Origin of the sequence: Devosia sp. 67-54 (genome assembly GCF_001899075.1) — a bacterium.
Taxonomy (GTDB): domain Bacteria; phylum Pseudomonadota; class Alphaproteobacteria; order Rhizobiales; family Devosiaceae; genus Devosia_A.
In genome coordinates, this window is the sequence record NZ_MKVA01000003.1 from 231772 (window position 1) to 257539 (window position 25768).

The window sequence follows — 25768 nt, forward strand, 5'->3', positions numbered from 1 at the left end:
GCCCGCGCGGTGGAAGGGCGCGACATGCGCGCCCTCCCGCCTCGCCGCCTATTGCGGCCGCGACTTCACCCAGCCGATCATCTCGGCGATCTCCGCCGCCTGTCCGTCCAGGATCCGCTGGGCCAGCGCCCGGGCCCACGGATCCTTGCCGTGCGCCAGCTCGGCCCGGGCCATGTCGACGGCGCCCTGATGGTGCGGAATCATGGAGCAGATGAAGGCCGCATCGATGTCGGCGACCTGCATGCCCTCGTCCATGTTGGCGTGCATCTCCTGCATGCCCTGCATGAGGTCCCGGTGCGCGGCGTCCAGGTCGCCGGCGCCGGTCATGTCCATGCCGCTCATGTCCATGCCCCCGGCCGCCATGTGGTCCATATGCGCGTCGGCGGCGGCCGTCGTCCGGCAGGCGTCGGGCAGGCTGCGTCCCGCTTCGGTGTCGGCCGGCCGGGCCGGTGCGGCGAGCAGCAGCAATGTCGCGCCCGCCAGGGCCGCGCGTGCGAATGTACGAATCATGTCGAAACTTCTCCTGAGTTGAGTGCTACGGATCTGCGGCCGCGACGGGCCGCCTGCGCGCCTCAGCTCAGGGTCGGCGGCCGGAACGGCAGCGACGCGACGGAGCTCGTCCGCAGCGGCGCCGGCGCCGCGACCAGGGCCGGCCGCCCGGCCGTCGGAAAGCCGATGTCGGGCGTCGGCACCACCCCGATGAAACACTGCTCCAGCACGCAGCACGCCGGCGCCGGAGCGCAGTGCGGCGCCATGCACGATGCGTCGTGCGACATGTGCTGCATCTGCGGCGCCCCCGCCGTCATGGTCATGCCGGCCGGCATCGCCTCCGCCATTGCCCCCGCATCGAGCGCCATCGCCATGGCCGCTTCATGCGCGGCCACCCCCAGCGACAGCAGCGCGGCGACGAACGCCACGCGCAGCAGGCGTCCGCCCCGCGCCAGCGCCCGGTCGAGCCATCGCATCCGGTTGAAACGCCACGACTTTGCGGTCGTCGCGCCCGTTGCCGCGCGCCGCCGCCCCCGCCAGAACGGGTGGCGCGAAACCACGCCTCCAGATGCAACGAACGACGACGGCCAAGCCATGCTGCGCGGTCCTTGCGACAGATGTGTCGATCCCACTGTGGCGGATGCCGGCGTCGGCCGTCAATGCGCGACGATGCGGGCTGCGACATGAAGAACCATGTTTTAACCGCGGGGCGGTGTGTAGTGTCACGACGGGGCAGAAAGAGGGCAGTCGCGATCTGGGCGGATCGCGACGCTGCGCACACATGCGCCCCCGGCATGCAACCAGGAGGCGACGGCGCATGGTTTCCACAATGACGGTCGGCGAGCGCCAGATGGCGCTTGGCCTGTGTGTGCTCGTGGCGCTGTGCGGCCTGTTCATGGCAGTCGCCGGCCGCAACGATCTGATGGGGCCGCAGGGCGTTGTGGTGCTGCTTGCCGGCATCCTCGGCGCCATCGTCGTGCTGCGGCGTCTCGATGCGCCGGAGCCGGGTCCGGAGCGGCTCGCGAGCTATTACGACGAGCCGATCAAGTTCGGCATCGTCGCCGCCATGGTGTGGGCCATCATCGGCATGCTGGTCGGCGACTGGGTCGCCTGGCTGCTGGCCTTCCCCAGGCTGACCTTCGCCGATGTGCCATGGGCGAGCTTCGGGCGGCTGCGCCCCATCCACACCACCGGCATCATCTTCGGCTTCGGCGGCAACGCCTTGATCGCAACGTCCATGCACGTCATGCAGCGCACCTCGCGGGCGCGGCTGCCCGACCAGTTGTCGCCGTGGTTCGTGCTCGCCGGCTACAATCTCTTCTGCGTCCTCGCCGTGTCCGGCTACCTCATCGGCGTCACGCAGTCCAAGGAATATGCCGAGCCGGAATGGTATGCCGACATCTGGCTGGTGATCGTCTGGGTCACCTATTTCATCCTCTATCTGCGCACGCTGGCGCGCCGCCGCGAGCCGCACATCTACGTGGCCAACTGGTACTTCCTTGCCTTCATCCTGGTCGTGGCCATGCTGCACATCGTCAACAATCTGGCGCTGCCGGTGTCGCTCAGCAGCGCCAAGAGCTACTCGCTGTTCTCCGGCGTGCAGGACGCGATGGTGCAATGGTGGTACGGCCACAACGCCGTGGCCTTCTTCCTAACCGCGGGCTTCCTCGGCATGCTCTATTACTATCTGCCCAAGCGGGCAGGGCGGCCGATCTACTCCTATCGCATGTCGATCATCGGCTTTTGGGGCATCACCTTCTTCTACGTCTGGGTGGGCTCGCACCATCTGCATTACACGGCGCTACCGCAATGGGTGCAGACGCTCGGCATGACCTTCTCGGTGATGCTGCTGGTGCCCTCCTGGATCGCCGCCGCCAATGCGCTGCTGACCCTCAACGGCGCCTGGCACAAGGTGCGCGACGACGCCACGCTGCGCTTCATGATGGTGGCGGCGGTGTTCTACGGCCTGTCGACCTTCGAGGGCTCGTTCCTCGCCATCCAGCCGGTCAACGCGCTGTCGCACTATACCGACTGGACCATCGCCCACGTGCATGCCGGCACGCTCGGCTGGAACGCCATGATCATCTTCGGCGCCATCTACTACCTCGTCCCGCAATTGTGGAAGCGGCCGAGCATGTATTCGCCGCGGCTGGTCGAGGTGCACTTCTGGTTCGCCATCGCCGGGACCGTCATCTACGTCTTTGCGATGTGGAACTCCGGCATCACCCAGGGGCTGATGTGGCGCACCTACAATGACAGCGGCACGCTCGCCTATTCCTTCGTGGATTCCCTGCTCGCCATGCATCCCTACTACATCGCCCGCGCCTTCGGCGGCCTGCTCTTCCTCATCGGCACGGCGGTCGGCTGCTACAACATCTGGATGACCACGCGCACCGCGCCGGCCGCCCGCATCGCGCCGGCCGGCCAGGTGCCCGACATGCCCTCGGCGCCCGTGGTGGCTGGGGAGTAGCGCCATGTTCAATTCGCACTACCAGCTCGAGCGCTACTCGATCGGCCTCGCCGTCGCCATCATCGTCGTCGCCAGCATCGGCGGCCTCGTCGAGATCGGCCCGCTCTTCACCATCCAGCAGACGGTGGAGGCCGCGCCGGGCATGCGCGTCTATACCCCGCTCGAGCTTGCCGGCCGCAACATCTACATGCGCGAAGGCTGCTATGCCTGTCACTCGCAGATGATCCGCACGCTGAGCGACGAGGTCGAGCGCTACGGGCCATACTCCCTCGCCGTCGAGTCGCAATACGACCACCCGATGCTGTGGGGCTCGAAGCGCACCGGTCCCGATCTCGCCCGCGTCGGCGACAAATATTCCGACCAGTGGCAGGTGGCGCACCTCACCGATCCGCGCGCCGTGGTGCCGGAATCGATCATGCCCGGCTACGCCTTCCTCGAGCGCACCAGCCTCCGGACCGACGATCTGCCGTCCAACCTCGCGGCGCTGAAGGCTCTCGGCGTCCCCTACAGCGACGAGATGGTCCACAACGCCACGACGGATGCCTATGGCCAGTCGGCGCCCGACAGCACCGAGGCGCAGGGCGTCAAGGCCCGCTACGGCGATGCCACGGCGGTGCGCAGCTTCGACGGCAATGCTGGTGTCGTCACCGAGATGGATGCGCTGGTCGCCTACCTGCAGGTGCTGGGCAAGCTCACCGACGTGGCGCACGCCGAACCGCAACTGCAAGGAGACGCGCAATGATGGGCCTCGAGCACAACCTCATGCTCGGCTTCGCCAAATCGTGGGGCCTGTTCTACCTGATCGCGCTGGCGCTGGGGGTCGTCGTCTACACCTTCTGGCCCGGCAACAGGAAGCGCTTCGAGCGCGCCAGGACCTCCATCATGAACGACGAGAGCGGGCCATGGGCGTAATCGAGCGCGATCCGCACACCGGGCACGGCACCACCGGCCACGAATGGAACGGCATCAAGGAGCTCAACACCCGCGTGCCGTGGCCGATCTGGATGTTCCTCACCTTGGCCGTGGCCTTCGCGCTGGTCTGGTGGGTGCTGATGCCGGCCTTTCCGCTCGGCACCACCTACACCAGGGGCCTGCTCGGCGCCGACGTGAAGCAGGACGTCGCCAACGGGCTGCAGCTCGCCGCCGACAACCGCGCCGACTGGACGCGGAAGATCGCCGGCGAGGATTTCGCCACCATCCAGGCCGATCCGGCGCTGATGCGCGACGTGCGCGAGACCGGCCACGCTCTGTTCGGCGACAATTGCGCCGCCTGCCACGGCGTCACCGCCACCGGCGGGCCCGGCTATCCCAACCTCACCGATTCGCGCTGGCTGTGGGGCGGCTCGCCCGACGAGGTGTTCGAGACCATCCGCGTCGGCATCAATTCCGACCATCCCGACACGCATTTTTCGCAGATGCCCGCCTGGGGCCGCGACGCCATGATCGACCGCGACTCGATACGCGCCGTCGCCACCTACGTCCACGATTTGTCGCATCCGGGCACCGGCGCCACCGATCTCGTCGCCACCGGCCGGCAGGTGTTCGCCGACAATTGCGCGGCCTGCCACGGCGAGGACGCCCGCGGCGCCCCCGGCACCGGCGCGCCCGATCTGACCGATGCCTTCTGGCTCTACGGCGGCGACGAAGCGTCGATCTACACCAGCATCTACAACGGCCGGCAGGGACACATGCCGACCTGGGAGGCGCGCCTCAGCGCCACCGACCGCAAGATCCTGGCGCTCTACGTCCTCGATCTCGGCCGGAGCGGGCAATGACCTCGCGGCTGCGCACACGGCTGCTCGTCGGGCTGGCGCTGGCCGCCGGCGTCGCGCTGTTCGCCGCCGCCAATACGCATCTGATCTGGACCTCGGTGCTGTCGCAGCCCGATTGCGTGCCGCATCTCAAGGCGCCCGGCCCGGCCGGCGGCTACCAGGCCGCGCAATCGTCCTGCTGAACGAAGGGAAATGGTGATGGCCACACTGGGCAAATCCGACACGCTGCCGCCGGTGCTGCCGCCCATCGCGGCGGCCAGCCCCGACTGGCGCCGCAGCGCCACCCCCGCCGACGCCTTCGGCTGGCTCGCCGCCGGCTGGCGCGATTTCGCCACGCGCCCCGGCCTGAGCCTCGCCTATGGCGGGCTGATCTTCGTTGTCTCGCTGCTGATCGTCTGGGGCCTGGTCGATTTCGGCTACGACTACATCCTCTTCCCCTCGCTGTCGGGCTTCCTGGTGGTCGCGCCGCTCGCCGCCACCGGCCTCTACGAAAAGAGCCGCCGTCTCGCCGCCGGCGACACCGTGACCCTCGCCGACATGCTGTTCGTGCGCATCCGCTCGGGCGGCCAGATCGTCTTCGTCGGCCTGCTCCTGCTGCTGCTGATGCTGCTGTGGAACCGCGCCGCCGTGCTGCTGTTCGCGCTGTTCTTCGGCCTGCTGCCGTTCCCCAGCTTCGACCACGTGCTGCCCGTGCTGCTCGGCACGCCGCTCGGCCTGCTGCTGCTGCTCGTGGGCAGCCTCGTCGGCGGCCTGTTCGCCGCCTTCTCCTTCGCCGTCAGCGTCTTCGCCATCCCCCGGCTGCTCGACCAGCGCACCGACGCGCTCAGCGCCATGGGGCGCAGCATGGCGATCGTCTCGCACAATCTGCCGGTGATGCTCACCTGGGCCGCCATCGTCGTCGCGCTGTTCGCGCTCAGCGTCGCCACCGCGCTCGTCGGCCTCGTCGTCGTCTTCCCGCTGCTCGGCCACGCCACCTGGCACGCTTATGTGGCGATGCGCGGTCCGGCCGGAACATCGGCCCCGGCGACCTCCGCCACCCCCGCCGGAGCGCCTGCATGAGCGCCGCCGCCGACGGCCCCCGCATCATCCCCTCGCGCGAGGAATTGCTGCTGGCTTCGCGCCCGGCCGCCGATGCGCTGCGCGAGGTGCGGCTGTCGGTGCCGAGCATCCATTGCGGCGGCTGCCTCGCCACCATCGAGCGCACCCTCGGCCAGCTCGACGGCGTGGCCGAAGCCCGCGCCAACCTCACCACCAAGAGCGTCGTCGTGCGCTGGCCCGACGGCGCCGCGCCGCCGCCAATCGGCCCGGCGCTCGCCGCCATCGGCCACCCGCCGCATCTGAGCGAGGCCGACGCCGCCGCCCCCGACGGCAGCTTCGGCGAGCTGGTGCGCGCTCTGGCCGTCGCCGGCTTCGCCGCCATGAACATCATGGCCTTCTCGGTCTCGGTCTGGGCCGGCGCCGGCCCCGAGCTGCGCCAGCTCTTCCACCTGCTCTCGGCGCTGATCGCGCTGCCGGTGCTGCTCTATTCCGGTCGCATCTTCTACCGCTCGGCCTTCGCCGCGCTGCGCCACGGCCACACCAACATGGACGTGCCGATCACCATCGGCGTCGCCCTGGCCTTCGGCATGAGCGCCTACGACACCCTGACCGGCGGACCGCACGCCTATTTCGACGCCGCCGTGATGCTGCTGTTCTTCCTGCTCGTCGGCCGCACCCTCGACGACGCCATGCGCGCCCGCGCCCGCGCCGCCATCGGCGACCTCGCCCGGCTGGCGCCGCGCGGCGCCACCGTCGAGGACCGCGACGGCGCGCGCCGCTTCCTCGCGGTCGACCAGATCGTGCCCGGCATGGTGCTGCTGCTCGCGGCCGGCGAGCGCGTGCCGGTCGATGCGCGCGTGCTCGCCGGCGTCTCCGAGCTCGACCGCTCGCTGGTGACCGGCGAGAGCCTGCCGCTGGCCGTCTCGCCCGGTGCCAGCATCGAGGCCGGCACGCTCAACCTCACCGCGCCGCTCCGGCTCGAGGCCATCGCCGCCGCCCATGACTCCTTTCTCGCCGAGATGATGCGGCTGATGGCGGCAGCCGAAGCCGGCCGCTCCGGCTATCGCCGCCTCGCCGACCGCGCCGCGAGCCTCTACGCCCCGGTGGTGCACGGCGCCGCGCTGCTGTCCTTCCTCGCCTGGGCGCTGGCCACCGGCGATCTGCATCGCGCCGCGACCATCGCCGTGGCGGTGCTGATCATCACCTGTCCCTGCGCCCTCGGCCTCGCGGTGCCGATCGTGCAGGTGATCGCGGCGCGCCGCCTGTTCGAGCGCGGCATCATGGTCAGGGACGGGGCCGGGCTCGAACGGCTCGCCGGGATCGACACCGTGGTGTTCGACAAGACCGGCACGCTGACCACCGGCCGCCCCGAGCTCGCCGGCCCGGCCGACGCCGAGGCGCTGGCGCTCGCCGCGCTGCTTGCGGCCCACTCCCGCCACCCCTATGCGCAGGCGCTCGTCGCGGCCCAGGCCGGTGCCACGCCCCCGGGCGTTCGCCTCGACGACGTGCACGAAGTGCCCGGCCACGGCCTCGAGGCGCGCGCCGGGGCCGATCGACTGCGGCTCGGCCGCCCCGACTGGGCGCTCGCCCGGCCGCAGCAATCGGCGCCCGCCGCCCGGCCGGCGACGGTGCTGTCGCGCAATGGCGAACTCGTCGCCTGCTTCAGCTTCCGCGAGCATCTGCGCGACGGCGCCCGCGACGCCATCGCCGCCCTCGGCGCGCGCGGCCTCGCGGTCGAGATCCTCTCGGGCGATGCCGCCGCGGCGGTCGCCCGGCTCGCCGGCGAGCTCGGCGTGACACGCTTTCAGGGCGGCATCCGCCCGGCCGGCAAGCTCGCCCGGCTCGAGGCGCTGCGCGCCGCCGGCCACAGGGTGCTGATGGTCGGCGACGGCTTGAACGACACTCCGGCGCTTGCCGCCGCGCACGTCTCGATGGCGCCCTCGGGCGCCGTCGATGCCGGCCGCAGCGCCGCCGATTTCGTCTTCCTGCGCGATGGCCTCGAGGCGGTGCCTGCCGCCCTCGCGGTGGCCCGGCAGGCGCACCGCCTCATCGTGCAGAATTTTGCCCTCGCCATCCTCTACAATGCGGTGGCGCTGCCCTTCGCCATCGCCGGCCTCGTCACGCCGCTCGCCGCCGCGCTCGCCATGTCGGCATCGTCCATCCTGGTCGTGCTCAACGCGCTGCGCCTCGACGGCCGCGCCGGCGCCCCCCGGCCGATCGGCCGCTTCATGCCGCTGCGCGCGCGGTTCGCCCGATGAGCGTGCTGATCTATCTGATCCCGGTCTCGATCGCGCTCGGGGCCATCGGCCTCGTCGCCTTCCTCTGGTCGCTGCGCAGCGGCCAGTACCAGGATCTCGACGGCGCCGCCGAGCGCATCCTGTTCGACGACGACCGCCCGGTGCGCGCTGGCCGCGACGCGGCGCGGCCGGCGCCGCGGGGAGGGCGCAATGCCGATGGTCCGGCATGACCGCCGCGGCGTCGCTGCCGCGCTGCGCCCTCCGGTTCGTTCGGCGGCGTGATTTATCGTCGCGGCCCCGGCTGGCGACCCGGTCCTGACCGGCGGCATCGTCGTGCCGGCGGCCGGCTTGCCCGCGCCGCGGCTGGCCCCTAAGCTGCCGTGAATTTCACGAGCCAGCAGTGTCCAGCAATGATCTCGTTGCTTCGCCAGCGATGGGCGCCGTACGTCGCCGCAGTGGCGTTCGTCGGCATTTCGACCGCCGTCCGGCTCGCCATTCACAATCTGCTGCCGAGCTCGGCGGTCGGGCTGCTGTTCGCCCCGGCGATTCTCGCCGCCGCCATGTGGGGCGGCCTGTTTCCCGGCCTGTTCGCCACGCTCGTCGCGACCCCGGCGGTGTTCTATTTCGTCTCCAACCGTGCCGATCCCATCGACTCCTCCATTCTCAACATCACGCTGTTCCTCATCGTCGGCGCCACCATCGCCTGGCTCGGCGGCATGCTGCACCGCACGCGTGCCGAATGGGCGGCGGTCAAGGTCGCGCTGCAGCGGCGCGAGGCGCATCTGCAATCGGTGCTCGACACCGTCCCCGACGCCTCGATCGTCATCGACGCCAAGGGGACGATGACCTCCTTCAACCGGGCGGCCGTGCGGCAGTTCGGCTACCAGCCGGAGGAGGCGCTCGGGCAGAATGTCAGGATGCTGATGCCCTCGCCCTACAGCGAACAGCATGACGGCTATCTGCACCGTTATCTGCAGACCGGCGAAAAGCGCATCATCGGCATCGATCGCGTCGTCGTCGGCCGCCGCAAGGACGGCTCCACCTTTCCCATGACGCTCGCGGTGGGCGAGTCGCGCACCGGTGACGACGTCTATTTCACCGGCTTCATCCGCGATCTCACCGAGCACCAGGAGAGCGAGGCCCGGCTGCAGGAGGCGCAGAGCGAGCTGGTCCGGCTTGCCCGCCTCAACGAGCTGGGCGAAATGGCCTCGACCCTGGCGCACGAGCTCAACCAGCCGCTGGCGGCGATCGCCAATTACGTGCAGGGCTGCACCCGGCTGCTGGCGCAGATCCCGGGCGCCCCGGCCGAGCTGATGCGCGGCGCCTTGCAGGAGACCGCCAAGCAGGCGTTGCGGGCCGGCGACATCATCCGGCATTTGCGGGAGTTCACCACCCGCGGCGAGACCGAGAAGCGCCCCGAAGACGTCAAGAAACTGATCGAGGAGGCCGGGGCGCTCGCCCTCGTCGGCTCGCGCGAGTATGGCATCCGCACCGAATTTGCGTTTGCGCCGGACGACGCCATGGTGCTTGCCGATCGCGTGCAGATCCAGCAAGTGCTCACCAACCTCATGCGCAACGCCATCGAGGCCATGCGGGAAAGCCCGCGCCGCGAGCTCGTGGTCCGCACCTATGTGGAAGGAAACCAGGCAATGCATGTCGACGTCAGCGACACCGGCCCCGGCATCGCCGACGAGATTGCCGACCGGCTATTCCAGCCCTTCGTCACCACCAAGGCCGGCGGCATGGGCATCGGCCTGTCGATCTCCCGCCGCATCATTCAGTCCCACGGCAGCGACCTGACCTACCGCCGCAACGAGGCCGGCGGCTCGACCTTCAGCTTCGCGCTGCCGATCGTCCAGGAGGCCCCGAGCGATGAGTAGCGCGGATGTCGTTGTCCATATCGTCGACGACGAGGAGCCGGTGCGCAATTCCCTGGCCTTCCTGCTCGGATCGGCCGGCTTTGCGGTGCGCACCCACAGCTCGGCGGCGGCCTTCCTCGACGTTGCGCCCTCGGTGCGCAACGGGTGCCTCGTCACCGACCTGCGCATGCCCGATATCGACGGCGTCGAGCTGCTGCGGCGTCTCAAGGCCGCCGGCACCATGCTGCCGGCGATCGTCGTCACCGGCCATGGCGACGTGCAGATGGCGGTCGAGGCGATGAAGACCGGCGCCATGGATTTCATCGAAAAGCCGTTCAGCGACGAGGTGCTGATCGACTCGATCAACCGCGCGGTGGCGGTCGCTGCCTCGCGCGGCGACGCGGCGGCGGCGGCCGCGCGCACGCATGAGCGCCTCGCCAGCCTCAGCGATCGCGAATTGCAGGTGCTGAAGCGGGTGGTGCAGGGGCAGGCCAACAAGGCGATCGCCTACGAGCTCGGCCTCAGCCCGCGCACCGTCGAGGTCTATCGCGCCGGCCTGATGGGCAAGATGCAGGCCAAGAACCTGGCCGAGTTGGTGCGCACCGTCATCGACATCGATCTCGACCAGTTCGGCGGCTCGGGCCCCGACCCCTCTTGATCTGACGCAAAGCGCGGGTCCGGGGCGGGGGCTAGTTTCGCCGCATCATGGCCCGCATTCTCCTCATTGCGCTGGATACCGAGCTTCGCCGGTCACTCGAATTTGCGCTGGCGGCGGAGGGCCACGACGTCACCTCGCGCGCGAGCATTGCCGCGCCGCACGAGCCCAATTTCGATTGCACCGTGCTCGACCATCATGCGGTCGGCGCCGACGGGGCGGCGGCCGCCGCGTTCTGCGGCCGCCATGCGCCGGTGATCCTGCTCGCCAACCAGGCCTCGCATCCGCTGGCGCCGTGGACGTTCCGCACCCTGCTGAAGCCGCTGCTCGGCCTCTCGCTCACCGATGCGGTCTACGAGGCTGTGGCGGCGCGCAGCGCCACTAAGTAAACCCCCTAGTCGCACGACCGGAATTTCGGCGCACGGCCCGGCCCGGCAGTATCTCCCCATTACCTGGAGACGCCGTCATGTTTGCCCAAACCGCCATCCCGATCCCTGCCACTCCCAGCCACTTCCAGGATCCGGATGTGCGCGATCTGCTCGCACAGAGCCAGCCGGGGACGGTGAGCTACTATCCGGCCGATGCCATGATCTACGCCCAGGGCGACGACACCGGCCCGCTCTATCTCGTCGAGTTCGGCACCGTCCGCATCTGCCAGATGACCGCCGACGGGCGCCGCCAGATCACCAGTTTCTGCTACGCCGGGGACGTCTTCGGCCTCGAGCCCGGCGAGGAGCACGAATGCTGCGCCGAGAGCGTCGACGGCGCCGGCATCCGCATGCTGCGTCCGGCGAACAGTGCCGGCTTCGCCCAGAAGCTGCTCGGCTTCGCGCTGCGCCACTTCGCCCGCATGCAGTCGCATCTGGTGCTGCTTGGCCGGCTGAGCGCCAACGAGAAGATGGCGAGCTTCCTGTGCGACCTGCTCGACCGCCAGGACACCGGCGACACGGTCGTCCTGCCCATGCAGCGCAGCGACATCGCCGACTATCTCGGCATCACCTTCGAGACGGTGTCGCGCGTGCTGCGCGTGCTCAAGGACCGGGGGATCATCCGCGTCACGGCGCTCGACCGCATCGAGATCCTCGATCCCGGCGCGTTGCGTACGCTGAGCGACTGAGCTCAGTAGATCGACCGGCAGTAGCGGCCATCGCGCGCGAGGTGGCGAAGACAGGCTGCCGCCTCCTCCGGCGATGTCCGCCCCTCATGCGCGATGATCTCGAGCAGCGCCGCGTGCACCGCCGGCGCCATGCCGGCGGCGTCGCCGCAGACATAGATCGACGCGCCGTTCTCGATCCATGCATAGAGTTCGGCGGCGTGCTCGAGCAGCCGGTGCTGCACGTACACCTTACCAGCGATATCCTGCGAGAATGCCAGGTCGAGCCGCGTGAGCGTTCCGTCCTCGATCGCCGCATCCCATTGATCCGCATAGATAAAATCGTCGCGGCGGGAACGGGCCCCAAACACCAGCCACGCCCGTCCGGCGCTGGTCCGCGCCCGCCGTTCCGCCACGAACGCGCGGAACGGCGCGACCCCCGTTCCGGCTCCGATCATCACGATATCCCCTTGTAAACGCAGCCGAAATCGCGGTTCCGGCTGCACGAAGACCGGCAGCGTCGTCCCCGGCCGCGCCTGCGGTGCCATATACCCCGTCACCACCCCCAGCCGCTGCTCCCCCCGCAGCGAATAATCCAGCGTTGCCAATGTGATAGCCGCTCTCGCCGGGTCCACCGCCGGGCTCGACGCGATCGAACAGAGCCGCGGCTGCAGCGGCCGCAACCCAGCCACCACCGCCTCCGCCGCAAGGCCTTCCACCGGCCACCCCCGCACGATGTCCTGGATGTGGTAAGCGCGCAGAAACCCCCGCCGCGCCTCGGTTTTTTCGGGTGCGGCAAGCGCCCGCAATTCGGTGCTTCCGCTCAATTTCGCCCACAGATTGAGAAACCGCGGCGTCGCGACGGCGATTTCGAACTGCGTAGCCAGAGCCTGCGCGAACCGCATGCGCCCACCCCCGACTCGCACCTCCGCGTGCCCATCGATGCCGAGCACCGTGAGCACGGTCTCGACCAGCCGCGGATCGTTGCGAGGCACGATGGCGAGCGCATCGCCAGCGGAATAGCTCAGCCCGCTGCCGCGCAGATCCACTTCGATATGCCGCTTCTCGTTGCGCGCGCCTGGCCCTGTGAGGACGACATTGGCAACGACCGGCGCTTCGAACGGCCGGGACGCGCCGTAGTGCGGCGGAGCGTCGGGCATGATCAATTCGGCGAGCGGCATCGGCCGATCAGGGAGCAGGCGCCCCGGTCGGGCCGGGTCAGGCGATGCAGCAGCGCGTCGAAGCGCCGCCAGCCATGGATATTGTCAGGGCGCAGGATGGCACAGGCCCCGCCGGCCAGCCGACAGGCGGCCTCGGTCTCGCCGGCCGCCGCCAGTTGCCGCAGGCTCTCGAGCAACAGGTCGATCAGCGCGTTCGCCTGGGAAGGAGCGTCAGCACTCATGCGAACCCCAAATGCTGCTTGGCCGCGTCGGTCATCATCTCGGGAACCCAGTGCGGCTCGTAGGTCAGCGTGACGTCGACGAACTCCACGCCCGGCACGGCCCACGCCCCGTCGCGCGCGCCGTCCTTGAGGAAACCGGTGGCCGGACACCCGCGTGTCGTCGTGGTCATGACGATGTCGACCACGCCGCCTTCGGCTGCCGTGATGCTGTAGACGAGGCCGAGATCGACGATGTTGTAGCCGAGTTCCGGATCGATGACGACGCGCAGCGCTTCCGTCACCCGTTCGATCAATGCGTCGCTCTCGGCGCTCATGGCTTTGCATCCTTGCCGCCGATGCGGATCAGCAGGCGATAGGTGGTGCCGTCCGCATCGAATCCACCGCGCCAGGCGTGCCCGCGCTTGGCGAGTTCGGGGAACAGGAACACCGGTTCGCGGCCGAGCAGCGCCGCGAGCACCTCGCCGGTCGGCATCGCTTCAATTGCCGCAAGGATATTCACCATCGGTTCGGGTGGATCGAGGTCGCGACCATCGACATTGCGCACCGGTGCCGGCCAGTCCGAGTTACTGTCCACCGGAGCATAGGCATCCGCCTCGCCCGTCGGATAGAACAGCACCTGCCAGTCGCCGCCGCCCATCTCGATGGCTTCGTTTCCGAAGCCTCTCGCCCCGAGCACGGCAAACAGCGGCGTCGGCTTGAAGTTCGCGAACAGACGCAGCCCTTCGTCCGGCGCCAGCCTGCCGATCGCTTCCATGATCGCCGCGAAGGGCTCGCCCCCGGCCCGCAATATCGGCCGAACGTCCAGGTCAACGTAACGCGAGATCATTCAGTCACCTCAGGGTTGAGCAACTAGGGCACAGAGCAACCGTGGCCGGTGTGGAACGTCTTGCCCTTGCGGGCCTATGGCGACATCGGCCAGCCGGCGCGTGCGCACGAACTCGACGACAAGTCCGGCGGTCGCCAGCAACAACAGCAAGGCGAGACCACGGAACACGAGCGCCTGCTCCGCCAGGAGAGCTACTGTCCCGAACCAGACGGCGCCGAAGTAGAGATAGAACCATTTGCGGGCGCGGCTTTCGACGACGAGGTCCTGCACCCGCGGCGTGGGAGCACGACCCAGCAGCGGACCGTAGCATTCGAGCCAGGTGACGAAGGCGACGATCTTGTAGAGCTGCGACAGGCCAAGGCCTGACAGCCAGCCGAAGGCGAGCAGGTAGAGCACCGCTCCGGCAAACCGCGGCATTTGCCCCAGCGCCAGCAGCGCCAGCAGCAGCGCCGCAGCGAGGGCAAGTGAGATCAGCGCCGGCGCCGCCATCAAACTGTTGGTTTCGAGCTTGCGCCGCTTGCGCTTGGCATAGAGTCGAATCACGTCGTGACCGTAGGCGGCCAGCACGGGCACGGCCAGCAACGCCGCGGCGACGAACACGGGGGTAGGGTCGGCGTTCAGCAGGACTGCGCCTGCACCTCCGCCGACGGCGAGCAGCAGCACGCCGATGCCGCCCCACAGCGCAGCGATCGAGGTCCACCGCCTGTCTTCGGGGGCCAGAATGAACATTGCGAGCAGGCGATAGCTGACACCCATCGCGGACAAGGTAAGCCAACCGCCGACGCCGGCCACGATGTGCAAGGGCAGGCCGCTTGCCGCAAGGTCGGCGAGCGGCGGCGCCGTTGCAAGGCCGGTGAGAACAAAGGCGAAGATCAGGCCGAGGCTGGCGGCAGCCGCGACGCCACAGAGCCCGGCGACGAAGAAGCGGGCGGGCAAGGGCAGTGGCCGGCCTGCCCACAGGGTGCGGCCCAGATTGTAGAGCACCAGAACGAAGCCAAGTGCCAGCAGCGAGCCGGCCGCCGGAAGCAGCGGCCAATCGCCCTCGAGCGTACCGTCGAGTTGCAGGAAGCCGCAAAGCAGCAGCACGAGACCGGCCAGCAGACAGCAGAGAGTAGCAAAGGGTAGGTGATTGTCGTGCAGAGGTCTGGCGACCAGCACCGGAACGAACTGGAACAGAGCTCCACAAAGCAGCAGGCTCAGCCAGCCCAGCGCCACCACGTGTACCAGCACCAACGTGGCCGGCGCTTCGACCGGAGCGCTGGGAAAGCCGAAGCCGAGGACCATCATCGTCTCCGCCGCCAGCAGCGCGACGAGCGCCGCGGCAAAGTACGACATGGTCCAGCGCGACAGTGAGACACCAGCCATCGAGAGGCCTCCCGGCCCGGCCTGCGAAGCGGTCGCCGTGGCCGGTTACGCCACCTTGAGCAATCTGGCGATTTCCACCCGCCAGACCTCTGGGCCGCTTTCGAGGTAGGTCCAGGAGAACTGCCCGGGATGCTCAGCTTCGAGCTGGTAGTAGAGCGGCTTGGGGTCGTGGTCATTGACCAGCACGAACCCCGTTCCGGGTGCCAGCCGGTCGACGAGCTCGAAGATCTTTTGGTGGCGCTGCATCGGCACCAGAGAACGCACGTCGATGGTGTCTGGCGTTTGTGCGGCCGCAGGATTGGGCATCAAAAGTCTCCTTGAGCCGCTGTCGTGAAGCATCGGAGGAAGCGCGGCACGATCCGCTCCGGGGCGCCGATCCGGCGTTCGTGATGCTTCGTCCTTAAAAGATATATTGTCAATATATGTTTTATCGCGCATGTTGCCGCAGCGGTGCAGCCATGCATTTTGCTTGAACGCCATTCCGGGAGAGCACGCCGATGCGACTGACCAATTTCAGCGATTACGCCCTGCGGGTGCTCATGTATGCGGCGGTTCGCGACGGTGCACTTGTCACCATCGAAGAGACGGCCGACCGCTACGGCATTTCCCGCACGCATCTGATGAAGGTCGCCAATCTGCTGACCCGGTCGGGTTATCTCACGGCGGTGCGCGGGCGGACCGGAGGCCTGCGGTTAGGCAAGCCGCCGGACAAGATTGGTCTGGGTGACGTGGTGCGCGCCACCGAGCCGGATTTCGATCTGGTGGAATGTTTCGCCGGCGGCAGGTGCCGCATCACGCCAAACTGCCGCTTGCGCGGCGTGCTAGGGGAAGCCCTTGCCGCCTTCGTCTCCACTCTGGATCGCTACACGCTCGCCGACCTCGTTCTCAGCCCTGCCGATTTTGGCCTTGAACCGGCTTAGAGACCGGTCGCAAATTGTCGCCGCCCGCCATCGCTAGGTGGGACGGAATGCCGAGACGACTCTGGCGTTGGTCTCCATATGTCCGGCCCCGATCAATTCGAGACAATACGGAATGGCCGGAAACACGGCGTCGAGGCAGGTCGTGATCGACGCTGGCTTGCCGGGCAGGCTTACGATCAATGTCTTGCCGCGAACGCCCGCACTCTGGCGCGAGAGGATCGCCGTGGGCACTTCGTAGAGGCTGACCCTTCGCATCAACTCGCCGAATCCCGGCAACTCCTTGTCGATCACCCGCGCCATTGCTTCCGGTGTCTGGTCGCGGGGAGAGGGGCCGGTGCCGCCAGTGCTGAGGATCAATGCCGCCCCGGCCTCGCAGAGTTCGACCATGGCCGTTGCGACGGAGTCGACACCGTCGGGAACGATACGTCTGAGCGCCGTCCATGAGCTCGATAGAGCTGCGTCCAGATAGGAGATGATCGCGGGGCCGCCGAGGTCTTCATAGTCTCCGCGGCTGGCGCGGTCGGAAACCGTCAATATGCCGATAATCATGCCGTCCATTGCAAGTGTAGCTACAAGATGTGCGAAATCTCGCGAGCGGGTAGCAGGACGGCAAGAGCCGCGGCATTGTCTTTGAGCTAGCGCAAAGACCGGGAGGGTTCCGGCGTGTAGACGGGATCGTCACCGGTGCGACCAGGGGGCGACGAAAATGACCGATGTCGTCGGCATGCGGGTGCTGATCGTCAGCACGTTTGCCTTCACTGTCTGCTTCGCGGTGTGGTTGATGTTCGGCGTCACCGGCATTCCCATACGCAGCGAGCTCGGGCTCGACTCGACGCAGTTCGGCCTGTTGACGGCGACGCCAGTGCTGTCGGGCGCGTTGTTTCGCCTGCCCTTGGGGGTGTGGACGGATCGCCTCGGCGGCCGGCTGGTGATGCTGATTCTGCTGGTGGGCTGCGCCATCCCCGTGTGGATCTCCTCGTACGCCACGGCGCTGTGGCAATTCCTGCTGCTGGGGCTGGCGCTCGGCCTGGTCGGCGCCTCGTTTTCGGTCGGAACCCCTTATGTGGCGCGGTTTTTCGACAAGCGGCGGCGCGGTTTTGCCATGGGCGTTTTCGGCGCGGGCACCGTCGGGGCGGCGCTCAACATGTTCGTCGCTCCAGCACTTATGTCAGGTTATGGCTGGCAGATGGTGCCGCGAGTTTATGCGGTGGCGCTGCTGGTGACGGCGGGGCTGTTCTACCTGCTGTCGGCGCCAGATCCGGGCAAGGGCAAGGCGCAGGCGCCGCTGTGGGAGCAGCTCCGGGTGCTGCGCGAGCCGCGCGTGTGGAAGTACTGCCAATACTATTCCATCGTGTTCGGCGGCTTCACCGCGCTGTCGATCTGGATGCCGCAATATTTCAGGTCCGAATATGGCTTCTCGGTCGGCGAGGCGGCGCTGTTTGCCGCCGCCTTCGCATTGCCGGCCGGCGTGTTCCGCGCCTTCGGCGGCTGGCTGTCGGACCGCTTCGGCGCCCACGCCGTGACCTGGTGGGTGATGTGGGTCGCCTGGATCTGCCTGTTCATCCTGTCCTATCCGCACACCGACTTCACCATTCAGACCGTCAAGGGGCCGGTGAGCTTTGCCATCGCGCTGCCGGCCTGGGCGTTTGCGGCGCTGCTGTTCATCCTCGGCGTCGCGCTCGCCTGCGGCATGGCGTCGACGTTCAAATATGTCGGTGACGACTACCCCGAATCCATGGGCGTGATCTCGGGTGTCGTGGGCATGATGGGCGGTCTGGGAGGGTTTCTGCTGCCGATTATGTTCGGAGCCCTACTGGATATGCTTGGCATCAATTCGAGCTGCTTCATGCTGCTTTACGGAATTGTGTCCGTCTCCTTGATGCTCAACTACTTGACGGAGGTCCGGCGTGCGCCCGTTATGGGCGAGATGGCCGCCGAGTCTCCATAGGGAGGAGGAATGACGTGAGCCACTTTCTCGAGCGCCTCACTTATCTGTCGCGCTTGCGCGAGCCGTTCGCCGACGGTCATGGCGAACTGCGCGATGAGGATCGCCGCTGGGAGGAGGGCTACCGCCAGCGCTGGCAGCACGACAAGATCGTGCGCTCGACCCACGGCGTGAACTGCACCGGCTCCTGCAGCTGGAAAATCTACGTCAAGGGTGGCCTCGTCACCTGGGAGACGCAGCAGACCGACTATCCGCGCACGCGTGCCGGCATGCCCAACCATGAGCCGCGCGGTTGCTCGCGCGGGGCTTCGTATTCCTGGTACCTCTACAGCGCCAGCCGCATCAAGTATCCGCTGGTCCGCAGCCGGCTGGTCCGAGCCTGGCGCGAGGCGCGCAAGACTCTGGGCCCGGTCGAGGCATGGGCGTCGATCGTGAACGATGCGCAGGTGGCGCGCGGCTACAAATCGATGCGCGGCCGCGGCGGCTTCGTCCGCTCGCATTGGGCCGAGGTCAACGAGATCATCGCGGCCGCCAATATTCACACCATCAAGACCTGGGGGCCGGATCGCGTCGTCGGCTTCTCGCCGATACCTGCGATGTCGATGGTTTCGTACGCCTCCGGTGCGCGCTATCTGAGCCTGATCGGTGGAACGCTGCTCTCGTTCTACGACTGGTATTGCGACCTGCCGCCCTCGAGCCCGCAGACCTGGGGCGAGCAGACCGACGTGCCGGAATCGGCCGACTGGTACAATTCGGGCTACATCATCGCCTGGGGCTCCAACGTGCCGCAGACGCGCACGCCCGACGCGCATTTTTTCGTCGAGGCCCGGTACAACGGCACCAAGGTCGTTGCCATCACGCCCGACTATGCCGAGGTGGCCAAGCTCTCCGACCTATGGCTCCATCCCAAGCAGGGCACCGACGCGGCGCTCGCCATGGCGATGGGCCACGTCGTGCTCAAGGAGTTCTTTCTCGACCGGCAGGTGCCGTATTTCGAGGACTATACGCGGCGCTACACCGACATGCCGATGCTGGTCCGGCTCCGCAAGGACGGCAAACGCTGGGTGCCGGACCGCTATGTGCGCCAGAGCGATCTCGTCGGCGCGCCCTCCGGTGGCCGCGCCGACTGGAAAACCGTGGCCGTCGGCGAGGACAGCGGCGACCTCGTCGTTCCCCAGGGCTCGATCGGGTATCGCTGGCCGAAGGACGGCGAACCGGCGGGCCGCTGGAACCTCGAGGACAAGGACGGCGAAACCGGCGCCACCGTGAAGCTGGCGCTGAGCCTCATCGATCGCCGCGACGACGCGGTGCCGGTTGCCTTTCCGTATTTCGGCGGGACGACGCATGAGCGCTTTCCCGAAAACGACCAGGGCGGCGACGTGCTGGTGCGGCAGGTACCGGTGCGCAAGGTCAGTCTCGCCGATGGCGAAGCCCGTGTGGCGACGGTCTTCGACCTGATGTGTGCCCATTACGGGCTCGATCGCGGTCTCGGCGGCGCCGTCGCCAAGGGCTATGACGATAACGTTCCCTATACGCCGGCCTGGCAGGAAAAGATCACCGGCGTTTCGGCCGCACAGGCCATCACGCTGGCGCGGGAGTTCGCCACCAACGCCGAAAAGACCAAGGGCCGCTCGATGGTGATCATCGGCGCCGGCATGAACCACTGGTATCACCAGGACATGAACTACCGCTCGATCATCAATTTCCTGATGATGTGCGGAACGATCGGTGTATCCGGCGGCGGCTGGGCCCATTATGTCGGCCAGGAAAAGCTGCGGCCGCAGACCGGCTGGACCATGCTGGCCTTCGCGCTCGACTGGGTGCGGCCGCCGCGGCAGATGAACGGAACGTCGTTCTTTTACGCGCATTCCGACCAGTGGCGCTACGAAAAGCTCGACGTCGCCGAATTGCTGTCGCCGCTGGCAAATGCTGATGCCTACCGCGGCAGCTTCATCGATCTCAACGCGAAGGCCGAGCGCATGGGCTGGCTTCCGTCCGCGCCGCAGCTCGCTGCCAATCCGCTGACCCTGGCGGCGGCGGCAGACAAGGCTGGAGCTGCGGTCAAGGACCATGTGGCGGCAAGCCTCAAATCCGGCGCGCTGGCGATGTCGTGCGAAGACCCGGACAATCCGGTGAACTTTCCGCGCAACCTCTTCATCTGGCGCTCCAACCTGTTCGGGTCGTCGGGCAAGGGGCACGAATATTTCCTCAAGCACTTCCTTGGCACGAGGCATGGCCTGCAGGGCAAGGATCTGGGTGAAAGCGGTGACGTGAAGCCGCAGGAGGTCGCCTGGCGCGATCCGGCCCCCGAGGGCAAGCTCGACCTGGTGACGACCCTCGACTTCCGCATGTCCACCAGTTGCCTCTATTCCGACATCGTGCTGCCGACCGCCACCTGGTACGAAAAGAACGACCTCAATACCTCCGACATGCATCCCTTCATCCACCCGCTGTCGGCGGCGGTGGATCCGGTGTGGGAATCGCGCAGCGACTGGGAGATCTACAAGGACATCGCCAAGCGCTTCTCGGAGCTTGCCGTCGGTCATCTGGGCGTCGAGCGCGACGTCGTACTGACGCCGATGCAGCACGACACGCCAGCGGAACTGGCGCAGCCGTTCGAGGTGAAGGACTGGAAGGCCGGCGAGTGCGATCTGATCCCGGGCGTTACGGCGCCGCAGATCACGGTGGTCGAGCGCGACTACCCCAACACCTACAAGCGCTACACGGCGCTCGGCCCGCTGGCGGACAAGCTGGGCAATGGCGGCAAAGGCATCGCCTGGGACACCAAGGCGGAAGTGGAAGGGCTCGCCGGCCTCAACCGTCGCGTCACCGAGCCGGGCGCGACCGAGGGCCGGCCGCGCATCGAGAGCGACATCGATGCAACCGAGGTGATCCTCTGTCTGGCGCCCGAGACCAATGGCGAGGTGGCGGTCAAGGCATGGGACGCCCTCGGCAAGATCACCGGACGCGAACACGCGCATCTGGCGGCGGCGCGCGAGGACGAAAAGATCCGGTTCCGCGACATCCAGGCGCAGCCGCGCAAGATCATCTCGTCACCCACCTGGTCGGGCATCGAGAGCGAGCATGTAAGCTATACGGCCGGCTACACCAACGTGAACGAGTTGATCCCCTGGCGGACGCTCACCGGCCGACAGCAATTCTACCAGGACCATGCCTGGCTGCGCGACTTCGGCGAGGCCTTCGCCCTGTACCGGCCGCCGGTGGATACGCGTACCGTCGACACCATGCTGGGCACGCGCGGCAACGGCGAAAAGGAGATCGTCCTCAACTTCATCACGCCGCACCAGAAATGGGGCATCCACTCGACCTACACCGACAACCTGCTGATGCTGACGCTGTCGCGCGGCGGGCCGATCGTGTGGCTGTCGGAAACCGACGCGAAGGCGGCCGGCATCGTCGACAACGACTGGATCGAGCTGTTCAACCTCAACGGCGCGATCACGGCGCGGGCAGTGGTGAGCCAGCGCGTGCACGAGGGCATGTGCCTCATGTACCACGCGCAGGAAAAGATCGTGAACGTGCCGGGCTCGCAGATCACCGGGCTGCGCGGCGGCATCCACAACTCCGTCACCCGCACGCTGCTCAAGCCGACCCACATGGTGGGGGGGTACGCGCAGCTCTCCTACGGCTTCAACTACTACGGCACCGTCGGGTCAAATCGCGACGAGTTCGTCATCGTGCGCAAGCTGAACAAGGTCGAGTGGCTCGACCATTCCAATCCGGTCGACCGCGCCGCCGAGGAGAAGGCCTGATGAAAATCCGTGCTCAGATCGCCATGGTGCTGAACCTCGACAAATGCATCGGGTGCCACACCTGCTCGGTCACCTGCAAGCAGGTTTGGACGTCACGTCAGGGCATGGAATATGCCTGGTTCAACAACGTCGAGACCAAGCCCGGCATCGGCTATCCCAAGGACTGGGAAAACCAGGAGCGCTGGCAGGGCGGCTGGCGGCGCAAGAAGAACGGCAAGATTGTTCCCAAGCAGGGCGGCAAGCTGACGATTCTCGCCAAGATCTTCGCCAACCCGGCGCTCCCCGAGATCGACGACTACTACGAGCCCTTCACCTTCGACTACGAGCACCTGCAGAAGGCGCCGGAGCTGCCGACCTCGCCCGTGGCACGGCCGCTGTCGCTGGTCTCGGGCAAGCCGATGGACAAGATCGAGTGGGGCCCCAACTGGGAGGAGATCCTCGGCGGCGAATTCGACAAGCGCTCCAAGGACTACAATTTCGAGGGCGTGCAGAAGGACATCTACGGGCAGTTCGAAAACACCTTCATGATGTACCTGCCGCGGCTGTGCGAACACTGCCTCAATCCGGCCTGCGTCGCGTCCTGTCCGTCCGGCTCGATCTACAAGCGCGAGGAAGACGGCATCGTCCTCATCGACCAGGACAAGTGCCGCGGCTGGCGCATGTGTGTGTCGGGCTGCCCGTACAAGAAAATCTACTACAACTGGACCTCGGGGAAGGCCGAGAAGTGCATCTTCTGCTACCCGCGCATCGAAGCTGGCCAGCCGACCGTCTGCTCGGAAACCTGCGTCGGACGTATCCGCTACCTCGGCGTGCTGTTGTACGATGCCGACCGCATCGAGGAGGCGGCGTCGGTGGCGGACGAGGCCGACCTCTACGAGGCGCAGCTCAAGCTGTTCCTCGACCCGAACGACCCCGCGGTGATTGCCCAGGCCCGCGCCGACGGCATCGCCGAGAACTGGATCGAGGCCGCGCAGCGCTCGCCCGCCTACAAGATGGCGGTGGAGTGGAAGATCGCTTTCCCGCTGCATCCCGAATACCGGACCTTGCCGATGGTCTGGTATGTGCCGCCGCTGTCGCCGATCCAGTCGCATGCCAATGCCGGCGCCATCGAGACGGTCGGGGAAATCCCCGACGTGCGCTCGCTGCGCATCCCCGTGCGCTATCTCGCCAATCTGCTGACGGCGGGCGCCGAGGAGCCGATCGTGTCGGCGCTCGAGCGGCTGCTGGCCATGCGCATCCATTTCCGCCAGCGCCAGCTGGGCGAGGGCGACGGCATGTCGGTGCTCGCGCAGGCGGGCCTCAGCCCGCAGATGGCCGAGGACATGCATCGCTATCTCGCCATCGCCAATTACGAGGATCGCTTCGTCATTCCCACCGGCCACAAGGAGATGGCCGAGGACGCCTATGGCGTGCGTGGCGCCTGCGGCTTCAGCTTCGGCAATGGCTGCGACGCTGGCGAGCCGCATTCGAGCCTGTTCGGCGGGCAGATGGGCCGGCGCAAGCTGACGCCCATCCGGCCGCTCGATACGTGAGGGGGGCGTGATGCTGGTGCTGCGGGTATTCAGCGCGCTGCTGTCCTATCCCACCGCCGAGATGCGGGCGGCGCTGCCTGAGATGGCCGAATTCGTCCGCGGCTCGGCCCTGGTCGCGCCCGCGGAACGAGACGCCCTGCTGGCCTTGATCGCCGGCCTGGGGGAGGGCGATCTGCTCGACGCCGAGGAGCGCTACAGCGATCTCTTCGATCGCGGCCGGGCGCTGTCGCTGCATCTGTTCGAGCATCTGCATGGGGACAGCCGCGACCGCGGCTCCGCCATGGTCGAACTCAAATCTCTGTATGCCGCCGCCGGCTACGAGCTCACCAGCACCGAGCTGCCGGACTACCTGCCGGTGGTGCTCGAATATCTGAGCTGCCGCGAGCTCGACGAGGCGCGCGACATGCTCGCCGACTGCGCGCACATCCTCAAGGTGATCGACCGGGCGCTGATCTCGCGCCGCAGTCCCTATGCGGCGGTGCTGCAGGCGCTGCTGGCGATCGCCGGCGAGACGCCGCTCGATGCCGCGACGGTGCCGATCGCCAACGAGCGGCCGGATTCGATCGACAAGGAGTGGCGCGAGGAGCCGGCCTTTGCCGGCGCGCCGCTCGTCCGAGCCAGTGCCCAGGGGACGAATGCAGCAGGAGGCCGCGATGTCGAATGAGTACCTCAACACCTTCCTGTTCGGGGTCTATCCCTACATCTGCCTCGTGGTGCTGCTGCTGGGCAGCCTCATCCGCTTCGACCGGGAGCCGTACACTTGGAAGAGCGATTCCTCGCAGATCCTGCGCCGCGGTCGGCTGCGGTCCGGATCCAACCTGTTCCACTACGGGGTCCTGACGGTGGTCATCGGCCATTTCGTCGGCTTCCTGTCGCCGGCCTGGGCGGTCGACTGGGCCCTGAGCCCGGCCCAGCATCAGCTGGTCGCCATGGTGGCCGGCGGCATCGCCGGGGTGATTGCGATCATCGGGCTGTCGATCGTCATCCATCGCCGCATCGTCGATCCGCGCCTGAGGCTCAACAGCCGCAAGATGGACTTCGTGGTCATCATCATGCTCTGGCTGCAGCTCGCTCTGGGGCTGAGCACAGTGCCGCTTTCGGCCCAGCACATGGACGGCGTCATGTTCGCGCAGTTGAGCGCCTATGTGAGCGGCATCGTCACCTTCAACGCCGGCGCGGCGTCGCTGATGCTCGACGTGCCGCTGGTCTACAAGCTGCACGTGCTGCTCGGCTTCAGCATCTTCCTGATCTCGCCGTTCACGCGCATGGTGCATATCTGGAGCGGTATCGGCTCGCTGGCCTATCTGTTCCGGCCTTACCAGATCGTCCGCACGCCGGATCGCCGCAGCAAGAAGGTGTCGCGGACATGACGACCGTCCTCGTCAACGGCGTCGCCGTCGAGCCGGTGGCCGGGGAGACCAGCGAGATGGCTGCCGCCCGCGAGCTGCTGCGGCAACGGGCGGTCGCCCTCGGCCTCTTGGCGGACGATGAGGACGACGAGGAGGCAGTGAGCGGCGCCATCGAGCAATTGCTGGCTGCCGAGGTGCGCACGCCGGAGCCGACCGAGGCGGAGTGCCGCCGCTACTACGACGGCCATCCCCTGGACTTTCGCAGCGCCGACCTTGCCTACGCCCGCCACATCCTGTTCCAGGTGACGCCCGGCGTGAACGTGCCGCTGATGCGCGCGAAGGCCGAGGCCACCCTCAACACGCTGCTGCGCGAACCGGAACGCTTCGGTGAGATGGCGCGCGAGCTCTCCAACTGTTCCTCCGGAGCACAGGACGGCAATCTGGGGCAACTGGGCCGCGGCGACACGGTGCCGGAGTTCGACCGCGTGCTGTTTCATCCGGGCAACAAGGGGCTGCTCCGCGACGTCGTCAAGACCCGGTTCGGCTTCCACATCGTTGCCGTCGACAAGGTCGTCCTCGGCGAGCGGCTGCCCTTCGAGGTGGCGAAAGAACAGGTCGCGCGCCGGCTGAGCGCCGGTGTCGAGGAGCGCGCGCTGCGGCAATATGTGAGCCTGCTCGCCGGGCAGGCGCAGGTCGTCGGCGCGACGCTCGAGGCCGCCGCCACGCCGCTGGTGCAATAGGCAGAATGCTCGGCGAGCTCGTCGCACAACTCGACCGGCCGGAGGTGGTGGAGGCCGTGCTCGCCACGCTGGCTCCGCCTGAGCGCGACCATCTGGAACGCCATGCGGCGCGCTGTTCGATGCGCATCGAGGATTTCGCCGCAGGCGCTGTGCGGGAATTCCTCGAGACCGCCGACGACGATCTATGGATGCAACTGCTGACCGTGATGCGCCGCGCCGACGATCCCGGCCTCGCCGCGGTGCAAAGCATCCTGCGCTGGGCCAGCACGCCGCCGATGTCACGATGAACGCTCATCGGCCTGT

General features: G+C 67.5%; 29 protein-coding genes. 20 read left to right on the forward strand and 9 right to left on the reverse strand.

Features of this window, described 5'->3' with window-relative positions; translation table 11 throughout:
- Window positions 1-48: 48 nt before the first annotated feature.
- Together BGO82_RS03760 and BGO82_RS03765 are read right to left on the reverse strand one after the other, a co-directional pair.
- On the reverse strand, window positions 49-468 hold the full coding sequence (locus BGO82_RS03760) for a DUF305 domain-containing protein (protein WP_291304211.1): 420 nt from the start codon (window positions 466-468) through the stop codon (window positions 49-51).
- Between the two features lie 104 nt (window positions 469-572).
- The gene (locus BGO82_RS03765; protein ID WP_291304212.1) at window positions 573-965 is read right to left on the reverse strand and encodes a hypothetical protein; all 393 of its coding nucleotides are present in this window, start codon (window positions 963-965) and stop codon (window positions 573-575) included.
- 341 nt (window positions 966-1306) lie between these two features.
- On the opposite strand from BGO82_RS03765, the gene ccoN reads away from it, so the two are divergent.
- The 12 genes from ccoN to BGO82_RS03825 all read left to right on the forward strand — a co-directional run bounded on the left by ccoN (window position 1307) and on the right by BGO82_RS03825 (window position 11637).
- Entirely contained in the window at window positions 1307-2959 is a 1653-nt protein-coding gene (gene ccoN / locus BGO82_RS03770; RefSeq protein ID WP_291304213.1) for a cytochrome-c oxidase, cbb3-type subunit I, read from the forward strand.
- A 4-nt stretch (window positions 2960-2963) separates the two neighbouring features.
- Window positions 2964-3701: a cytochrome-c oxidase, cbb3-type subunit II gene (gene ccoO / locus BGO82_RS03775; RefSeq protein WP_291304214.1), complete on the forward strand. Its 738-nt coding sequence runs from the start codon at window positions 2964-2966 to the stop codon at window positions 3699-3701.
- Window positions 3701-3871, forward strand: a complete 171-nt coding sequence (locus BGO82_RS03780) for a cbb3-type cytochrome c oxidase subunit 3 (protein ID WP_291304438.1) — start codon at window positions 3701-3703, stop codon at window positions 3869-3871. The genes ccoO and BGO82_RS03780 overlap by 1 nt, the downstream gene beginning before the upstream one ends.
- Window positions 3862-4734 (forward strand): cytochrome-c oxidase, cbb3-type subunit III, encoded by an 873-nt coding sequence (gene ccoP, locus BGO82_RS03785; protein ID WP_291304215.1) that lies wholly within the window; start codon window positions 3862-3864, stop codon window positions 4732-4734. The genes BGO82_RS03780 and ccoP overlap by 10 nt, the downstream gene beginning before the upstream one ends.
- The gene (locus tag BGO82_RS03790) at window positions 4731-4913 is read left to right on the forward strand and encodes a hypothetical protein (RefSeq protein WP_291304216.1); all 183 of its coding nucleotides are present in this window, start codon (window positions 4731-4733) and stop codon (window positions 4911-4913) included. Before ccoP ends, BGO82_RS03790 begins: the two co-directional genes overlap by 4 nt.
- 16 nt (window positions 4914-4929) lie before the next feature.
- Window positions 4930-5790, forward strand: a complete 861-nt coding sequence (locus tag BGO82_RS03795) for a DUF2189 domain-containing protein (protein ID WP_291304217.1) — start codon at window positions 4930-4932, stop codon at window positions 5788-5790.
- The gene (locus BGO82_RS03800) at window positions 5787-8027 is read left to right on the forward strand and encodes a heavy metal translocating P-type ATPase (protein WP_291304218.1); all 2241 of its coding nucleotides are present in this window, start codon (window positions 5787-5789) and stop codon (window positions 8025-8027) included. Before BGO82_RS03795 ends, BGO82_RS03800 begins: the two co-directional genes overlap by 4 nt.
- A complete protein-coding gene (gene ccoS, locus BGO82_RS03805) occupies window positions 8024-8236 on the forward strand; it encodes a cbb3-type cytochrome oxidase assembly protein CcoS (RefSeq protein WP_291304219.1) in 213 nt (70 codons plus the stop codon). The genes BGO82_RS03800 and ccoS overlap by 4 nt, the downstream gene beginning before the upstream one ends.
- Window positions 8237-8416: 180 nt before the next feature.
- On the forward strand, window positions 8417-9886 hold the full coding sequence (locus tag BGO82_RS03810; protein ID WP_291304220.1) for a PAS domain-containing sensor histidine kinase: 1470 nt from the start codon (window positions 8417-8419) through the stop codon (window positions 9884-9886).
- The gene (fixJ, locus tag BGO82_RS03815) at window positions 9879-10523 is read left to right on the forward strand and encodes a response regulator FixJ (protein WP_291304221.1); all 645 of its coding nucleotides are present in this window, start codon (window positions 9879-9881) and stop codon (window positions 10521-10523) included. The genes BGO82_RS03810 and fixJ overlap by 8 nt, the downstream gene beginning before the upstream one ends.
- 47 nt (window positions 10524-10570) lie before the next feature.
- On the forward strand, window positions 10571-10909 hold the full coding sequence (locus BGO82_RS03820) for a hypothetical protein (RefSeq protein ID WP_291304222.1): 339 nt from the start codon (window positions 10571-10573) through the stop codon (window positions 10907-10909).
- Between the two features lie 77 nt (window positions 10910-10986).
- Window positions 10987-11637 (forward strand): helix-turn-helix domain-containing protein, encoded by a 651-nt coding sequence (locus BGO82_RS03825; protein WP_291304223.1) that lies wholly within the window; start codon window positions 10987-10989, stop codon window positions 11635-11637.
- A 2-nt stretch (window positions 11638-11639) separates the two neighbouring features.
- On the opposite strand, the gene BGO82_RS03830 is transcribed toward BGO82_RS03825, so the two are convergent.
- The 6 genes from BGO82_RS03830 to BGO82_RS03855 all read right to left on the reverse strand — a co-directional run bounded on the left by BGO82_RS03830 (window position 11640) and on the right by BGO82_RS03855 (window position 15512).
- Window positions 11640-12794, reverse strand: a complete 1155-nt coding sequence (locus tag BGO82_RS03830; protein ID WP_291304224.1) for a hypothetical protein — start codon at window positions 12792-12794, stop codon at window positions 11640-11642.
- Window positions 12776-13015: a hypothetical protein gene (locus BGO82_RS03835; protein ID WP_291304225.1), complete on the reverse strand. Its 240-nt coding sequence runs from the start codon at window positions 13013-13015 to the stop codon at window positions 12776-12778. The genes BGO82_RS03830 and BGO82_RS03835 overlap by 19 nt, the downstream gene beginning before the upstream one ends.
- Window positions 13012-13329 carry a metal-sulfur cluster assembly factor gene (locus BGO82_RS03840; protein ID WP_291304226.1) on the reverse strand — a complete coding sequence of 106 codons (318 nt, stop codon included), beginning with the start codon at window positions 13327-13329 and terminating at the stop codon, window positions 13012-13014. Before BGO82_RS03840 ends, BGO82_RS03835 begins: the two co-directional genes overlap by 4 nt.
- Entirely contained in the window at window positions 13326-13841 is a 516-nt protein-coding gene (locus BGO82_RS03845) for a DUF2249 domain-containing protein (protein ID WP_291304227.1), read from the reverse strand. Before BGO82_RS03845 ends, BGO82_RS03840 begins: the two co-directional genes overlap by 4 nt.
- A 9-nt stretch (window positions 13842-13850) precedes the next feature.
- Window positions 13851-15176: a hypothetical protein gene (locus BGO82_RS03850; RefSeq protein WP_291304228.1), complete on the reverse strand. Its 1326-nt coding sequence runs from the start codon at window positions 15174-15176 to the stop codon at window positions 13851-13853.
- A 75-nt stretch (window positions 15177-15251) separates the two neighbouring features.
- Window positions 15252-15512 carry a DUF2249 domain-containing protein gene (locus BGO82_RS03855; protein WP_291304229.1) on the reverse strand — a complete coding sequence of 87 codons (261 nt, stop codon included), beginning with the start codon at window positions 15510-15512 and terminating at the stop codon, window positions 15252-15254.
- 191 nt (window positions 15513-15703) lie between these two features.
- Between BGO82_RS03855 and BGO82_RS03860 the strand changes: the two genes are divergently transcribed.
- Window positions 15704-16126 carry an Rrf2 family transcriptional regulator gene (locus BGO82_RS03860; protein ID WP_291304230.1) on the forward strand — a complete coding sequence of 141 codons (423 nt, stop codon included), beginning with the start codon at window positions 15704-15706 and terminating at the stop codon, window positions 16124-16126.
- Window positions 16127-16159: 33 nt separating this feature from the next.
- On the opposite strand, the gene mog is transcribed toward BGO82_RS03860, so the two are convergent.
- A complete protein-coding gene (gene mog / locus BGO82_RS03865; protein ID WP_291304439.1) occupies window positions 16160-16675 on the reverse strand; it encodes a molybdopterin adenylyltransferase in 516 nt (171 codons plus the stop codon).
- Window positions 16676-16832: 157 nt separating this feature from the next.
- Here mog and BGO82_RS03870 point away from each other — a divergent pair, with 157 nt between their 5' ends.
- Genes BGO82_RS03870 through BGO82_RS03900 form a run of 7 tightly spaced genes read left to right on the forward strand, consistent with a single transcriptional unit; the run spans window position 16833 to window position 25752 of the window.
- On the forward strand, window positions 16833-18074 hold the full coding sequence (locus BGO82_RS03870) for an MFS transporter (protein WP_291304231.1): 1242 nt from the start codon (window positions 16833-16835) through the stop codon (window positions 18072-18074).
- Between the two features lie 14 nt (window positions 18075-18088).
- Window positions 18089-21844 (forward strand): nitrate reductase subunit alpha, encoded by a 3756-nt coding sequence (locus BGO82_RS03875; protein WP_291304232.1) that lies wholly within the window; start codon window positions 18089-18091, stop codon window positions 21842-21844.
- Window positions 21844-23376 carry a nitrate reductase subunit beta gene (narH, locus tag BGO82_RS03880; protein WP_291304233.1) on the forward strand — a complete coding sequence of 511 codons (1533 nt, stop codon included), beginning with the start codon at window positions 21844-21846 and terminating at the stop codon, window positions 23374-23376. The genes BGO82_RS03875 and narH overlap by 1 nt, the downstream gene beginning before the upstream one ends.
- Before the next feature lie 10 nt (window positions 23377-23386).
- Window positions 23387-24040 carry a nitrate reductase molybdenum cofactor assembly chaperone gene (narJ, locus tag BGO82_RS03885; protein WP_291304234.1) on the forward strand — a complete coding sequence of 218 codons (654 nt, stop codon included), beginning with the start codon at window positions 23387-23389 and terminating at the stop codon, window positions 24038-24040.
- Window positions 24030-24746 carry a respiratory nitrate reductase subunit gamma gene (narI, locus tag BGO82_RS03890; RefSeq protein ID WP_291304235.1) on the forward strand — a complete coding sequence of 239 codons (717 nt, stop codon included), beginning with the start codon at window positions 24030-24032 and terminating at the stop codon, window positions 24744-24746. The genes narJ and narI overlap by 11 nt, the downstream gene beginning before the upstream one ends.
- Complete coding sequence (locus tag BGO82_RS03895; protein ID WP_291304236.1) at window positions 24743-25465, forward strand: peptidylprolyl isomerase; 723 nt, start codon at window positions 24743-24745, stop codon at window positions 25463-25465. Before narI ends, BGO82_RS03895 begins: the two co-directional genes overlap by 4 nt.
- 5 nt (window positions 25466-25470) lie before the next feature.
- The gene (locus BGO82_RS03900; RefSeq protein WP_291304237.1) at window positions 25471-25752 is read left to right on the forward strand and encodes a hypothetical protein; all 282 of its coding nucleotides are present in this window, start codon (window positions 25471-25473) and stop codon (window positions 25750-25752) included.
- Window positions 25753-25768 lie beyond the last annotated feature (16 nt).

Bases quoted from the DNA above. Each gene is read 5' to 3' on its own strand.
- BGO82_RS03765 (WP_291304212.1), bottom strand. From the start codon at position 965: ATGCGATGGCTCGACCGGGCGCTGGCGCGGGGCGGACGCCTGCTGCGC.
- ccoN (WP_291304213.1), top strand. From the start codon at position 1,307: ATGGTTTCCACAATGACGGTCGGCGAGCGCCAGATGGCGCTTGGCCTG.
- ccoO (WP_291304214.1), top strand. From the start codon at position 2,964: ATGTTCAATTCGCACTACCAGCTCGAGCGCTACTCGATCGGCCTCGCC.
- BGO82_RS03780 (WP_291304438.1), top strand. From the start codon at position 3,701: ATGGGCCTCGAGCACAACCTCATGCTCGGCTTCGCCAAATCGTGGGGC.
- ccoP (WP_291304215.1), top strand. From the start codon at position 3,862: ATGGGCGTAATCGAGCGCGATCCGCACACCGGGCACGGCACCACCGGC.
- BGO82_RS03790 (WP_291304216.1), top strand. From the start codon at position 4,731: ATGACCTCGCGGCTGCGCACACGGCTGCTCGTCGGGCTGGCGCTGGCC.
- BGO82_RS03795 (WP_291304217.1), top strand. From the start codon at position 4,930: ATGGCCACACTGGGCAAATCCGACACGCTGCCGCCGGTGCTGCCGCCC.
- BGO82_RS03800 (WP_291304218.1), top strand. From the start codon at position 5,787: ATGAGCGCCGCCGCCGACGGCCCCCGCATCATCCCCTCGCGCGAGGAA.
- ccoS (WP_291304219.1), top strand. From the start codon at position 8,024: ATGAGCGTGCTGATCTATCTGATCCCGGTCTCGATCGCGCTCGGGGCC.
- BGO82_RS03810 (WP_291304220.1), top strand. From the start codon at position 8,417: ATGATCTCGTTGCTTCGCCAGCGATGGGCGCCGTACGTCGCCGCAGTG.
- fixJ (WP_291304221.1), top strand. From the start codon at position 9,879: ATGAGTAGCGCGGATGTCGTTGTCCATATCGTCGACGACGAGGAGCCG.
- BGO82_RS03820 (WP_291304222.1), top strand. From the start codon at position 10,571: ATGGCCCGCATTCTCCTCATTGCGCTGGATACCGAGCTTCGCCGGTCA.
- BGO82_RS03825 (WP_291304223.1), top strand. From the start codon at position 10,987: ATGTTTGCCCAAACCGCCATCCCGATCCCTGCCACTCCCAGCCACTTC.
- BGO82_RS03830 (WP_291304224.1), bottom strand. From the start codon at position 12,794: ATGCCGCTCGCCGAATTGATCATGCCCGACGCTCCGCCGCACTACGGC.
- BGO82_RS03835 (WP_291304225.1), bottom strand. From the start codon at position 13,015: ATGAGTGCTGACGCTCCTTCCCAGGCGAACGCGCTGATCGACCTGTTG.
- BGO82_RS03840 (WP_291304226.1), bottom strand. From the start codon at position 13,329: ATGAGCGCCGAGAGCGACGCATTGATCGAACGGGTGACGGAAGCGCTG.
- BGO82_RS03845 (WP_291304227.1), bottom strand. From the start codon at position 13,841: ATGATCTCGCGTTACGTTGACCTGGACGTTCGGCCGATATTGCGGGCC.
- BGO82_RS03850 (WP_291304228.1), bottom strand. From the start codon at position 15,176: ATGTCGTACTTTGCCGCGGCGCTCGTCGCGCTGCTGGCGGCGGAGACG.
- BGO82_RS03855 (WP_291304229.1), bottom strand. From the start codon at position 15,512: ATGCCCAATCCTGCGGCCGCACAAACGCCAGACACCATCGACGTGCGT.
- BGO82_RS03860 (WP_291304230.1), top strand. From the start codon at position 15,704: ATGCGACTGACCAATTTCAGCGATTACGCCCTGCGGGTGCTCATGTAT.
- mog (WP_291304439.1), bottom strand. From the start codon at position 16,675: ATGATTATCGGCATATTGACGGTTTCCGACCGCGCCAGCCGCGGAGAC.
- BGO82_RS03870 (WP_291304231.1), top strand. From the start codon at position 16,833: ATGACCGATGTCGTCGGCATGCGGGTGCTGATCGTCAGCACGTTTGCC.
- narH (WP_291304233.1), top strand. From the start codon at position 21,844: ATGAAAATCCGTGCTCAGATCGCCATGGTGCTGAACCTCGACAAATGC.
- narJ (WP_291304234.1), top strand. From the start codon at position 23,387: ATGCTGGTGCTGCGGGTATTCAGCGCGCTGCTGTCCTATCCCACCGCC.
- narI (WP_291304235.1), top strand. From the start codon at position 24,030: ATGTCGAATGAGTACCTCAACACCTTCCTGTTCGGGGTCTATCCCTAC.
- BGO82_RS03895 (WP_291304236.1), top strand. From the start codon at position 24,743: ATGACGACCGTCCTCGTCAACGGCGTCGCCGTCGAGCCGGTGGCCGGG.
- BGO82_RS03900 (WP_291304237.1), top strand. From the start codon at position 25,471: ATGCTCGGCGAGCTCGTCGCACAACTCGACCGGCCGGAGGTGGTGGAG.